A 13409-nucleotide genomic window follows, 5' to 3' on the forward strand; every position below is an offset into this window, starting at 1 on the left:
AACTCCACGCTCACCGTCGCCATAGCGCAAAAGTGCGCTATCCTCGCCGCATGCCCATAGATCCGCCAGGGTTCACGTCCTTGACCGGGCACAATATGCTATAATGTAGTTTGCCATATTGTCCAAGAGAGGAATCCGTGATTCATGAGCAAAGCGATCCGCGACGAACTTAAGCAGGAAGTGGCGAAGCGCCGCACCTTCGCGATAATTTCCCACCCCGATGCGGGCAAAACGACGCTGACCGAAAAGCTGCTGCTGTTCGGGGGCGCGATCCATATCGCCGGCTCGGTCAAGGCGCGCAAAGCCGCCCGCCACGCGACCAGCGACTGGATGGAGATCGAGAAGCAGCGGGGCATCTCCGTCACTTCGTCGGTCATGCAATTCCAGTATGCCGGCAAAAACGTCAACATCCTGGATACCCCGGGTCACCAGGACTTCAGCGAAGACACGTACCGCACGCTGACCGCCGCGGACAGCGCGGTTATGCTCATCGACGTCGCCAAGGGCGTCGAGGCGCAGACGATCAAGCTGTTCCAGGTGTGCCGCAAGCGGGGCATTCCGATCTTCACCTTCATTAACAAGCTCGACCGCGAGGGACAGAATCCGTTCGAGCTGCTCGAGGAGATCGAGCGCGTGCTCGGCATCCGCTCGGTGCCGATGAACTGGCCGATCGGTATGGGCCGCGAGCTGTGCGGCGTCTACGACCGCATGAAGAAGCAGGTCGAGCTGTTCCAGGGCAACGATCACTCCACGATCGAGGTTCGCCCGGCCGCCGACTACAACGATCCGGCGATCCGCGAGATGGCGGGCGAATATCTCGCCGACCAGCTGGCCCAGGATCTCGAGCTGCTCGACGTCGCAGGCGATCCTTTTGACTACGAGAAGGTGCGCGCGGGCGAGCTGACGCCGGTCTTCTTCGGGAGCGCCGTCAACAACTTTGGCGTGCAGACGTTCCTCGAGAACTTCCTGCAGCTGGCTCCGGCACCGACATCGCGCCGTACGACGGACGGCGAGGTGGAGCCGGACGACGAGAAGTTCTCCGGCTACATTTTCAAGATCCAGGCGAACATGAACCCGGCCCACCGCGACCGGATCGCCTTCCTGCGCATCTGCTCCGGCAAGTTCGAGCGCGGCATGTCCGTCAAGCACGTGCGCGCGGGCAAGGATATCAAGCTGTCGCAGCCGCAGCAGTTTCTGGCGCAGGACCGCGACATCGTCGATACCGCCTATCCGGGCGACATCATCGGCTTGTTCGACCCGGGTATTTTTCGCATCGGCGACAGCCTTGCTCAAGGCGCGAATCTGACGTTCGACGAGCTGCCGACGTTCTCTCCGGAGATCTTCGCCAAGGTGTCGGTCAAAAACGCGCTGAAGCAGAAGCAGTATCTTAAAGGTCTCGATCAGCTGACCGAAGAGGGTATGGTGCAGGTGTTCCGCTCGATCGGCCCGTTCGAGGATACGTATCTCGGCGTCGTCGGACAGCTTCAATTCGACGTTTTCGAATACCGCATGAAAAACGAGTACGGCGTCGACATCCAGCTCGCGCGCACGCAGTTCCAGTTCGCCCGCTGGATCGTCGCCGACAAGCTCGATGCCTCGAAGTTCCGCATCAACTCGACGCTCGTCAAGGACAAGAACGACAACAACGTCGCCTTGTTCGAAAACGAGTACGCAATGCGTACAGCCGTGGAACGCATGCCCGACGTGAAGTTCCTGGAGACTGCGCCTTAAGGCGCGTCGTTAAAGGCCTTTCCTAAATAACCGCCCCCTCCGAAGTTGCATCGCATATCCCGACACGCGATGCGCACCGGACGGTGCGGTTTTTTTTGTGCGCCTATCGACATAGGTACTTTAACAAAACTTTAAAAAGCAATAGGCAGGTTTGCCTTTTATATCCTATTTCCTGGGTGAATGGCGGTGGTAGAATGAGATTCGTTGGTTTTATAGGACTTTCATATCGGTTTTGGGGAGGGCGTCATGATTCAAAAGAAATGGAATAAACGGTTGCTGACCGGCGCGGTCGCCGCCTGCCTATTGGTCGGCACGAGCGGACAGGCTTGGGCGGACAATGCCTCCGCCTACCGGGACATTCAGGGACATTGGGCCCAAGCGGCGCTGACAAAATGGGTCGAGAGCGGAAAAATCGGCGGTTATGGTGACGGTACGCTTCGTCCGAACAAGCCGGCGACGCGCGTGGAGGTCATGAAACTCGTCAATGCGTCGTTCGGCTTGACCGAAGGCGGCCCTGTCGCTTTCGCCGACGTCGACGAAAAACAATGGTTTTATCGCGACCTCGGTATCGCCGTGCGAAACGGCTATATGTCCGGTTACGAGGACGGCACGTTTAGGCCGAACCGCGAGATAACGCGGGAACAGCTTGCAGTCATTCTCGTTCGTCTGTTGAAGCTGAAGCCGTCCGATTCGGCGCCGGACTACGCGGATACGCGCGCGCTGCCTGCATGGAGCCGCGGCGCGGTCGGGGCGGTTATCGCAGCGGGGATCATGACGCCTGACGCGAAAGGCCTGTTCTATCCGAAGCGCAGCGCGACGCGCGCGGAGATCGTCGTCGTGCTCGATCGGGCGGAGGCGCTGTCCGACAAGCAAAACGGAGAAAGCGGCGCGCAGCAGGGATCCACTCAAGCCAATAATGGAGGCGCTTCAACGGGCGGCACGACGTCCGGCGGCGGAAATTCGTCCGGCGGCAACCAACCTGGCGGCAATCAACCTGGCGGCAATCAACCTGGTGGCAACCAACCTGGCGGCGGCGACCAGAGCGGAGGCGGCAGCCAGGACGGCGATGGTGCAGGCAACGGCGAGGCCGCCGACGCCTTCCGGATGGCCGACGCGTTGCTGGCCACGACCAAGACCGTCCAGGCCGGAGGTGCCGTCGCGCTGGACGCCGCGCCGTCTCCGGGTACGGTCGCTTGGCTCGCGCCAGCCTCCACGACGCTGTTCGCAGAAGGTCTTCAGATGACCAAGCTGCTTGGCAACGGCACGGTGGCCCTGATGGCAGCGCCTGCGAGCGCGGGCTCGTACAAGCTGTACGTCCTGAACGCCGACAGCGGCGCTACGCTGTCCGTCTCGTCGGCTTCCCTGACCGTCGCCGGCACCGTGGCGGCGGATCGGGCGGGCGATCTCTTCGCGGTCGGCCGCGCGGTTCGCGGCGGGGCGAGCGTCGCCTTGACCGTTCCGCCTGTCGAGGGATTGACGGCTTGGTTCGCGCCGTCCGGCACGAGCGCCTTCGATGCCGGTTCCGACATGACAGCCGGCGTCAGCAGCATTGTCAGCGCGCCGTCCGCGGAGGGCGATTACCGCCTGTATCTCGTAGACGCATCGGGTCAATCTGTCAGCGCATCGGTCGCTCTGCTGCGCGTCGACAACACGGCGCCGAGCAATTCCCTGTTTGCTTCTAATGTCGCCGTGAAGGGCCGGTCGACCTTGTCGATCGGCGGACTCCCTGTCGGCGCCTCCTCCGCATGGCTGGCGCCTGCGGGGACGTCGGGTTGGGTGCAAAGCGCGACGATGAGCTATTCGACCGGCGGCACGATCCTCGCCCCCGCGGCCGAAGGCAGCTATCGGCTGTATCTGCTGGACGATGCAGGCAACGTGTCTTCGCCTTCGACGGGCGCCATCACGGTGGACAACACGCCGCCGACGGAGCAGAACGACGTATTTGCGGCGGATGCGACGCGCGCGCCGGGCCAGACGTTGACGCTGCCGGCGCTTCCAGTCGGCGTGAAGGCTTGGTTCGCTCCAGCCGTCGCGTCCGTGTTCGCGCCGGGCGCCGCGATGACCGTATCGACCGGCTCTACAATCGCCGTACCGCAGCTGCCGGCCGTCTATAAGCTGTTTCTTGTCGACGAAGCGGGCAACGTATCGCAGCCCTCCAAAGCGACGTTGACCGTTACGAATCCGACTCCTTAATGAAGAGGTGATCTCCCCATGAAAACGAAATTCCGAAAAATCGCGCTGACGTTTACCGCGGCGATCCTGTTGCTGACGTGCGTACCGATCGCGGCCTCCGCGGCGCCGAGCGCCGTCGCGGGCACGTTGACCGACGCTTCCGGCCATACGGTCGGCCATACGTGGTTATCCATCCGCAACGAGGCCTCAGGCGAGGAGTATACAGTATGGGTCGCGGACGACGGCAGCTTCTCGCTGCCGTCGGGTCTGGCGGCCGGCGGTTACGAAGCCGTCAAATACTGGGACGAAGCGAAGCAGACAAACGTCTACTTGAACCAATCGTTCGCCGTGTCCGGCGGTTCCGCGGAGCCGCTGAAGCTCGAGACGCTTCCGAACAACGTATCGGGAGCGGTCAGGGCGTCCGACGGCAGCGCCGTATCCGGATGGGTCGACATTAAGGATGCCACCGGCGGGGCTTACAACGCTTATGCCGGCGCGGACGGCGCTTTCGCGCTTCGTTTGCCTGCCGGCGATTATAAAGTCCAGGGCTTCACGGGCGAGGCGAGCCGGGAATATATGAACGTCAAGCTCGCGTTCACAGTCGGCGCCGCGAGTGTGACGCTCCCGATCAAGCTGTCCGCCAAAAACATGAACGGCACCTTGAAGCGGGGCGGACAAGCCGTGGCGTCGGCTTGGCTGAACTTTTACAATACGTCCACGCAGGAGCTTTACTCCGCTCAAGTCAAGGACGGTGTCTTCACCGCGGCATTGCCGGACGGCAAATATACGATCGACGGCTATTGGCTGACCGATTCCGATACGTTCGTGACGTACGCTGCGCGCTTCACCGTAGCCGGCGCCACGACGGTCGCGCTCGACGTCCCGGCCAGCAACGTGACGGGAACCTTGCATCAAGGGAAGGCGGCTGTCGCGAACGCATGGCTTAATATCCGGACGACGGATTACGCAAAAAATTATAGCGTACGGACGACGTCGACCGGCGCGTTCGACCTGACGCTGTCCGACGGCCGATACGTCGTAGACGGCTATTTCGATGCCGAAGGGCGTTACGTTCGGCTGAATCAGCCGATGGAACCGCTGCGGGGCATCGCGGTCTGGACGCTGTCGATTCCGGCGCCCAACGTATCCGGCACGCTGAAGCTGGCCGACGGCACGCCGATCGACGGCGTCACGCTGCGCATGCAAAATATGGAAGGCGAACGTAACGCCTACGAGCCGCAGGTCAAAGGCGGCGAATTCAGCCTGTATCTTCCGGACGGACTGTACGAGGTCCGCAGCTACTGGGACGAGCGACAGCAAGCGAACGTACTGCTGAACCGACAGTTGACCGTCGAAAACGGTGCAGTGCAAGGCGACGCGGACATCGTCGTGCCGGCTGTTAACGTAACGGGTACCCTGTCCGACGCGAACGGCGATCCGATCGCGAACGTCTGGCTGGATATCCGCAGCGGCAATCACCTTCGTTTTTACCAAGTCAAGGTAGGCGGCGACGGCAGCTTCGCGCTCGCGCTTCCGGACGGCGACTACAACGTTAATGGGTATAGCAGCGAAGATTACCAGCGTTTTATCCGGTTGGACCAGAATTATAGCGTCTCCGGCAGCGCGCAGTGGCGTATCCAGGAGAAGCGCATCAACGTCACGGGCGAGCTCGTGACGGCGGAAGGGCAAGCGTTGCCCGAGGGAGCCTACCTGAATCTGTATCAAGTCAAGTCGGACGGCTGGTACGGATTCACGGTCAAGACGACGGACGGCAAGTTCCGGACGACGCTCGAAGACGGGCGATACCTGATCCGAGGCATCTCCTACGAGGAAGACGGCAGAACGAAGCGGATCGGCTTCTACGACGAGTTCACCGTATCCGGCGACGCCGCGCTGCATATAAACGTGCCGCCGGTTAACGTTAAGGGCAGCGTCGTTCAATCGGGCATCCCGCTCGACGACGGCACCGTTAATTTCTACGACGTCTCGCATCCGAACGACAATCTCAGTGTTGACGTGACAAACGGTGCGTTCGACCTGGCCTTAAAGCCGGGACAGTACAAGGTAGCCGACGTATTCGACAGGCCTAAGCAAGTTTATTATCAAGTCGATCAGACGTTTACGGTCGATGCCGAGGGTGTCTTCGAATGGTCGCTCGCGCTCAAGGAGCGCAATGTCGAAGGCAAAGTCAAGCTCGACGACGGCTCCACGCCGAGAAATGTGAGCCTGCAAATCGGCAGGGATCTCGGCAACGGACAGACCGACCGCGAGCAGCAGGTCGATCTGGTCGACGGGAAGTTTTTCATTTACTTGCCCGACGGGAATTATGCGATCTCGTTTTACTACGACAGAGAAAAACAAGAGAGTATCCGATTGGCCCAGCCTTACCGCTTCAGCGTGGCGGGCTCCGCCAAGATTGAAGACCTGGTGCTGCCGATTCCCAACGTCGTCGGCACGGCCTATATGCCCGGAGGCAGCGAGCCGCTCGCATTCGCGGGCATCTCCATCCGTTCGTCGGAGCAGGGAGACGTCTACTATAACGCGAACGCAGGTCAAAACGGCACCTTCTCGCTGAAGCTGCCTGACGGCAGCTATGCGGTGACCGAGCTTCAGGTGTGGAAAAACGGTCAACGCAGCGCATGGAAGTCTGAAGCGACCTTCCGCGTCGAAAACGGCGCGCTTGCGACCCCGGACGGCGGCCCGCTGCGCGTTGTGGCGTTGGAGAACAATGTCGTCGGCCGCCTTGCGATGCCTGACGGCGCTGCGATCGCCGGCTCGCTCAAGCTGATAGACGCCAATCAGACCGCGTATAACATTCGCATTCAGAGCGGACAATTCTCGGATTATTTGCCGGATGGCGTCTATCATATCGGTTCGATCTGGAACGATACGAACGGCAGAGACGAAAAGGCGGCCGCCGCAGATTATACGATCACGATCGCCGGGGGCGTCGCATCGCCCTCTCCGATCGCGATCGAAGTAGCTGCCAGGAGCCTGTACGGCAAAGTCGAGTATGCGGACGGCAGCCCCGCGATCGGCCAGTTGAACCTTCAACACTCGGACACCGGAGGCTCCGATCCTTCGCCTAGGGAAGTTTACGGCATGAGCGGAGGAGACGGCACGTTCGCCATCGATCTCCCGCCGAACACTTACAGGCTGGTCAGCTTTCAGGCGTCCAACGGGACGGCCTACATGCTTGACGGCACGGAGATCGTCGTCGGCGAGCGTATGACGACCGCGCCGGCCATTCGTTTGAATGCCCCTAACATCCAAGGGACGCTGAATATCGGGGGCGATGCCGCGCTGAACGGTTTCCTGTCGATCGCCGAAGCTGAGTTCAATCCGGCCGCAGGCGTGCATTATCGGCTTGGCGTGCGCGTGGACAACGGCGCCTTCCGCGCCTATCTGCCGGACGGCGATTATATCGCCACGAACTTCAACAGCTCCGCCACGCACGAGAACACGATGCTTCAAGTCAGGTTTACCGTCGTCGGCGGACGCGTCGAGGGCGGACTTCAGATCGAATCGCCGTAACGCATATGACGAAGGCCGCTCCCGAGAAGAGATATCGGGGCGGTCTTCGTTGCATTTTCGCGACATTGTCGGTTGTCCGAAGGGACGGGGTTCGGCTATAATGAAAGCCATATACAAGTTTGGGGCAAATCAAGGCAAAGGAGCGGACCGAATTGGCTACTTTAAAGGATATCGCGGATCAAGTGGGCGTATCGATCTCCACGGTGTCCAGAGTCGTCAACAACGATACGAGCCGTTCCGTCAACGCAGACACGCGCCAGCGCATCTGGGACGCGGTCGCACAGCTTGGCTACAATCCGGGCAAGACGGCGAAGGACGGCGCGGGCTCGAAGCGCGGGCTAGCCGCACGGCAGCCCGATATCGGCAAGATCGGCTGCATCGTGGCGGTTAATCAGAACAAGTACAATCATCCGTACTTTTCTCCGATTCTCGAAGGCATCGAGCGAGGCATTCAGGAGCACGGCGGAGAATTGGCCTATATACACAACGGCGAAGATCTCAAATCTCCCGAGATGCTGCAAAAGGTGATCCAGGACGGCGGGGTGGACGGCATCATCGTCGTCGAGAGCATCGATCCGGTCGTCTACGACGCGATCAAGCGCCATATCCCTTGCGTCGTCGGCATCGACGTGTCCGATCCGTCCATTCCGAGCGTCGGCTACGATCGGCTGGCGGCGGCGAAGCATGCGGTACAGCACCTGATCTCGCGGGGGCATCGGCATATCGGCTTCCTCGGCGGCTCCGGCAGGTCGCTCGACATCACCAAGGAAAAAAGATACCGCGGCTACAAAGAAGCGATGGACGAAGCCGGACTCGCGATCCATAAGGAATGGATCCTCGATACGGAATGGAATGCGGAAAAAAGCTATACGCTGATGAAGCGGACGCTCGAGAAGCCGGCGAAGCTGCCGTCCGCATTTCTGGCCGCCAGCGACATGATGGCGATCTCGGCCATGCGTGCCGTATTCGAGAGCGGTCTGCGCATTCCCCAGGATGTCGCTATCGCCTCCATCGACAATATCGACTTCGCCGAGTACGCGACGCCGCCACTGACCTCCGTACATATTCCGAAGTTCGAGATCGGCTGGGTGGCGGCCAAGACGCTCGTCGACGTCAGACAGAACAAGTACCCGCTCCCCGTCAAGATTACGCTTCCGTTCGAGTTAATGGCCAGACAATCGACCTGATGCGGCACGATTCGTACGCCCTGCCCGTGTATGCGGAGCAGGGCCTTTTATTTTCCATAACATTTTGGATGTATTTGCGGCAATATATAATAAAAATTTGCGTAAAAATAGGTTTGTGCACATTCTCTAAATTAAGGCCTCTGCAAGCGCTTAGATCAATAAAATCCGAATGTTTGATTGTGTTACCGTCATAAGCAATCGTGTTTTACGAATATTTACGCCAAATAAAGTCCAAAAAACCAAGGAAAAATTCATCCAAATTGCATTAAAAATCCTTGACGGTTTTCTGATATTCGAATAATATTTAAATTGTAATCCAAACAAATAAAATTTGGCGCAAATACTTCGGAGTTGGGGGATACGATACACAATGGATAAAATTCGGCTGGCACTGATCGGCGTAGGAGATATGGGGACCGGCCATGCGATGGGATTCGATCAAATCGAGAACTGCGAGATCGTCTGGGTCGCGGATCCGAGCGAATCCAACCTGGCAAGGGCGATGCCGTACATAAGAAGAAACAAACCTGGCATCGTTGCGAGTTACCTCGAATTGCTGGAGCACATCGACACCTTCGACGCCGTCGTCATCTCACTGCCCAACTACATGCATCGCGATGCGGCGGCGCCGTTTATCGAACGCGGCAAGCATGTGTTTCTGGAAAAACCGGTCGCGCCGACGCTCGGCGAATGCGACGAGATCATCGCCAAGGCGGAAGCTGCCGGCGTGATCCTGCAGATCGGCCTCACTTACCGTTACTCGAACATCTATCGCCGGATGCGCAGGGAACTGGATGCCGGACGGCTGGGAGACGTCACCATGATGTGGTGCAAGGAATTCCGCGATCCGTTCCCGCCGGTGGACTGGTTCTATGACGCTTCCAAGTCGGGCGGCGCGCTTATCGAGAAGGATTGCCACCACTTCGATATTTTCAACTGGATGATCGATTCGAAGCCGCGCCGCGTGTTCGCGTCCGGCGGCCAGCACGTGCTGAAGGACGGCCAACCTAACGTCATCACCAACTCCTATACGCATTACGAGACCCGGACGCTTACGAGCACTTCGATCGTCGACCATGCCTGGGTCATCGTCGAGTACGAGAACGGCAGCAAGGCGAATCTCGGCCTCTGCATGTATTTGAAGCCGAGGAACCTGATGGACGAAGGGCTCGAGATCGGTCTGCTCGGCAGCAACGGCGGCCAAATGATCGCCAAGAAGGACAAGACGATCGACATCTTCGGTCCCGAGGACAAGAGCCGCGACCACATCGATCTGGACCACGAATCCGATTCGGTGAACGGCGGACATACCGGCAGCCAGCGGCAGCGGCACGCCTTCCTGAATTCCGTCGCCACGGGCGAAGCGCCCTATGCCAACGGCCGGATCGGCCGGGATGCGCTGCTCGTCGCGCTTGCCGCCGAACGTTCCATCAAGGAAGAACGTTACGTCTACATCAGCGAGCTGAGCTAAGGCCGACAGACAGGGGGAGTCCGCATGACCTCGAGGTGGAAAGAGGAAGGCACTTTTTTATTGTTCATCCTTCCTTGGATCGTAGGTTTTCTCGTGTTTTTTGTCGGCCCGGCCGCGCTGAGCATGATTTACAGCTTCGCGGATTACAACTCGGTGACGCCGCCGCAGTGGATCGGGTTCGACAACTATCGGGACTTGTTCAAGGATCAGATTTATTTGAAAAGCTTCTGCAACACGCTGTACTTCGTTTTTATCGCCGTGCCGATCACGGTCATGTTCCAAATTCTGATCTCCGTCGTGCTGAACGTCGAGATCAAGGGCATTCGCTTTTTCCGCACGATCTATTACTTGCCCTACCTGGTGCCGCCCGTCGCGACGGTCATCATCTGGCTGCTGCTGTTCGGCACGGACGGCGGCTTCGTCAACCAGCTCCTCGAGGCCGTCGGCATCCCGAAGGTGGACTGGTTCGGCTCCGAGGGCTGGAGCAAGCCGCTGATCGTGACGATCGGCATCTGGAGCTCGGGCGGACCGGTTCTGATCTTCCTCGCCGCGCTCAAGGGCGTGCCCGCCCAGCTCTACGAGGCGGCACGCATCGACGGCGCGAGCCGGGTCCGCCAATTTTTCACGATCACGCTGCCGATGATCTCGCCGACGATTCTTTTCTCGCTGGTGCTGCAGATGATCTACTATTTCCAGATGTTCACCGAATCCCGCCTGCTGAACAACGGGGGGCCGGACTACTCCTCGTCGACCTACATGCTGAATACCTACAATACCGCATTCCGCGACATGAAGTTCGGCTATGCGATGGCGCAGTCCTGGATTCTGTTCGTCATCATCCTGATCCTGACCTGGATCGTGATGAAAACGTCGAACCGCTGGGTCTACTACGAGAGCGATAAAGGGGGCGACGCATAGGCATGACTTACCGATTCAAAACGCCGCTGCAATACGTCGCGCTGCTCATCGGCTTGTTCATCTTCGCCGGCCCGCTGTTCTGGCTGCTGTCCACGATGCTCAAGACGCAGGAGCAGACGTTCAGATATCCGCCGGAGTTTCTCCCGCATCCGTTAACGCTAAGCGCCTTCGGACGGCTCTTCGAATCGATGCCGCTCATGGGCCGGTGGATCGGCAACTCGTTCGCGATCGCGGGCTCCGTCGGTCTCGGCACGATTCTGTTCTCCTCGCTGATCGCGTTCGGATTCGCCCGCACGAAGGCGCGTTCGCGCAAGTTCCTGTTCGCCATCGTGCTGGCCACGCTCATGATTCCGGCGCAGGTGACGCTGATCCCGCTGTATCTGCTGTACCGGGATATCGGCTGGTACGATACGTGGCTGCCGCTCATCGTTCCGCACGTACTCGGCAATCCGTACTTCATCTTTTTGTTCAGGCAGTTTTTCCTCACGATCCCGCGGGAGCTGGACGAAGCGACCTATGTCGACGGAGGCGGGTACTGGACGATCTACTCCAGGGTTATCCTGCCGCTGTCCAGCCCGATTCTCGTGAGCGGCTTCATCTTCTCCTTCGTCTTTTCGTGGACGGACTTCTTTTCCCCGCTCATCTTCATCCAATCGGAAAAGCTGCAGACGCTCAGCGTCGGCCTCCAGATGATCATGGGCCAGACTTCGCACGACTTCCCGGTGCTCGCGGCCGGTTCGTTCCTCGCGCTGCTGCCGATCGGCGTCATCTACTTCTTCGCCCAGCGCTACTTCATCGAGGGGGTGGTCATGACCGGGATCAAGTAATCCCGGGGGCACCCGTGAGAGCGCATCGAGGGGCAGGTCAATCATTCATCCACGTACAAGGAGGGCTCAACATGCAAACAAAGAAACGGATCGTGCAGCTCGCGGTACTGAGTTTGATCGGAACGATGAGTCTGGCGGCATGCGGCAGCAACAACAATGAAGGCGCGTCCTCGTCTCCTGCGGCCAGCGGTTCGGCAGGCGCTTCGGCGAGCGCATCGGCTCCGGCGTCCGGATCGGCATCGGCATCGGCTCCAGCCGGCGCAGCCGACATCTCCGGCAAAGTAACGTATGCGCAATGGGGAACGAACGTGGAGACCGAACAGACGAAGGAATTGCTCAAGGGCTTCAGCGAGAAATATCCAAACGTCGAGGTCGAGGTCGTCAGCAAGGACTGGGGCACGTACTGGACGGCGCTGACCGCGCAGGCTGCGGCCAAGGATCTGCCCGATGTGTACAAGATCAGCTATGCGTACGTGGACAAATACGCCAAGATCGGCGCGATGAAAGACTTGACCGATCTGATCGCCTCGACGGGCTTCGATACGAACAACTTCGAGCCCGGGGTGCTGGCCGCCCACCAGGTCGACGGCAAGCAAGTATCGCTGCCGCGCGACGCTAACACGATCGTGCTCTACTATAATAAAGGGCTGTTCGACGACCCCAAGACGAATCCGGCCGGCGCCGCTTATCCGGCCGGCGAGCTGACTTGGGATCAGGCGCTCGACATCGCCAAGAAGATGACGCTCGATCGTAACGGCAAGACGGCCGCGGACGCGGACTTCGACGCCAAGAACATCGTGCAATGGGGCCTGACGGTCGACGCCGCCGGCTCCGCCGACTCCGTGCTCGAGCCGCAGATCGAGTCCAACGGCGGCAAGCTCGTGAACGACGACAAGTCGCTCGGTCTCGAATCGCCGGAAGCCAAGCAAGTGCTGGAGTTTTACCGGGATCTGATCACCAAGCATCACGTGACGCCGACCTTCAGCCAGAGCCAGTCGCTCGCCAAGGAGCCGTTCCTGACGATGACGACGGGCAAGGTCGCGATGAGCTTCGCGGGCTCCTGGTCCGCCAGCGAATTCATCAAGGCGAACATCAAGTTCGACACGGTGCTGCCGCCGAAGTTCAAGGAGACGAAGACGGTCGTGCAGGTCGCAGGCAACGCGATGAGTCCATACAGCAAAAACGAGCAAGCCGCATGGGCGCTGCTGAGCTGGCTGGGCGGTCCGGACGGCCAGATCGCGCTCGCTCAGCAGGGCCAGTCGATCCCGGCCAACAAGGCGGCCGCGGAGACGTATCTCGCCAAGGACGAAGGCTACAACAAGCAGACGTTCATTGATGCGCAAAAATACGCGATCTCCGCGCCGTTCTTCGACGGCAAGGAAAAGCTGCTGTGGGAAATCATCCCGCAGAAGCTCGCGCCGGCGCTGTCCGGCAAGGGCGAGCTTGACGGCGTAGTGAAGGAGATCGGGTCGCTGTACGGCAAATAAGAGAAGAAGCGCCGGCGGTCGCTTGACGCGAAGTCCGCCGGTGCGAACGGTATCGATCGAACAACAAGAATAGCGCAAAAGA

At 59.6% G+C, this 13409-nt stretch carries 8 protein-coding genes; all 8 read left to right on the forward strand.

The genetic code is table 11. The annotated features are described in order from the left end of the window. Positions 1 to 144 precede the first annotated feature (144 nt). The 8 genes from KVT38_RS06795 to KVT38_RS06830 all read left to right on the forward strand — a co-directional run bounded on the left by KVT38_RS06795 (position 145) and on the right by KVT38_RS06830 (position 13327). Complete coding sequence (locus tag KVT38_RS06795) at positions 145 to 1731, forward strand: peptide chain release factor 3 (protein WP_217592935.1); 1587 nt, start codon at positions 145 to 147, stop codon at positions 1729 to 1731. Positions 1732 to 1977: 246 nt separating this feature from the next. Then, a complete protein-coding gene (locus KVT38_RS06800; protein ID WP_217592936.1) occupies positions 1978 to 3924 on the forward strand; it encodes an S-layer homology domain-containing protein in 1947 nt (648 codons plus the stop codon). Positions 3925 to 3942: 18 nt separating this feature from the next. Next, positions 3943 to 7437: a hypothetical protein gene (locus KVT38_RS06805; protein ID WP_217592937.1), complete on the forward strand. Its 3495-nt coding sequence runs from the start codon at positions 3943 to 3945 to the stop codon at positions 7435 to 7437. 152 nt (positions 7438 to 7589) lie between these two features. Further along, positions 7590 to 8624: a LacI family DNA-binding transcriptional regulator gene (locus KVT38_RS06810; RefSeq protein WP_217592938.1), complete on the forward strand. Its 1035-nt coding sequence runs from the start codon at positions 7590 to 7592 to the stop codon at positions 8622 to 8624. A 370-nt stretch (positions 8625 to 8994) separates the two neighbouring features. Further along, positions 8995 to 10095 (forward strand): Gfo/Idh/MocA family protein, encoded by a 1101-nt coding sequence (locus KVT38_RS06815; protein ID WP_217592939.1) that lies wholly within the window; start codon positions 8995 to 8997, stop codon positions 10093 to 10095. A gap of 24 nt (positions 10096 to 10119) precedes the next feature. Next, on the forward strand, positions 10120 to 11013 hold the full coding sequence (locus KVT38_RS06820) for a carbohydrate ABC transporter permease (RefSeq protein ID WP_217592940.1): 894 nt from the start codon (positions 10120 to 10122) through the stop codon (positions 11011 to 11013). A gap of 2 nt (positions 11014 to 11015) precedes the next feature. Further along, positions 11016 to 11840: a carbohydrate ABC transporter permease gene (locus KVT38_RS06825; RefSeq protein WP_217592941.1), complete on the forward strand. Its 825-nt coding sequence runs from the start codon at positions 11016 to 11018 to the stop codon at positions 11838 to 11840. A gap of 71 nt (positions 11841 to 11911) precedes the next feature. After that, complete coding sequence (locus KVT38_RS06830) at positions 11912 to 13327, forward strand: ABC transporter substrate-binding protein (protein WP_217592942.1); 1416 nt, start codon at positions 11912 to 11914, stop codon at positions 13325 to 13327. The last annotated feature ends 82 nt before the right edge of the window (positions 13328 to 13409 follow it).

The sequence above is a fragment of the Cohnella sp. GbtcB17 genome, from assembly GCF_019091135.1.
GTDB lineage: Bacteria > Bacillota > Bacilli > Paenibacillales > Paenibacillaceae > Cohnella.

What these genes read in the sequence shown, in the direction of transcription:
- KVT38_RS06800 (WP_217592936.1), top strand. Translation starts at nt 1,978, where the DNA reads ATGATTCAAAAGAAATGGAATAAACGGTTGCTGACCGGCGCGGTCGCC.
- KVT38_RS06820 (WP_217592940.1), top strand. Translation starts at nt 10,120, where the DNA reads ATGACCTCGAGGTGGAAAGAGGAAGGCACTTTTTTATTGTTCATCCTT.
- KVT38_RS06795 (WP_217592935.1), top strand. Translation starts at nt 145, where the DNA reads ATGAGCAAAGCGATCCGCGACGAACTTAAGCAGGAAGTGGCGAAGCGC.
- KVT38_RS06805 (WP_217592937.1), top strand. Translation starts at nt 3,943, where the DNA reads ATGAAAACGAAATTCCGAAAAATCGCGCTGACGTTTACCGCGGCGATC.
- KVT38_RS06830 (WP_217592942.1), top strand. Translation starts at nt 11,912, where the DNA reads ATGCAAACAAAGAAACGGATCGTGCAGCTCGCGGTACTGAGTTTGATC.
- KVT38_RS06815 (WP_217592939.1), top strand. Translation starts at nt 8,995, where the DNA reads ATGGATAAAATTCGGCTGGCACTGATCGGCGTAGGAGATATGGGGACC.
- KVT38_RS06825 (WP_217592941.1), top strand. Translation starts at nt 11,016, where the DNA reads ATGACTTACCGATTCAAAACGCCGCTGCAATACGTCGCGCTGCTCATC.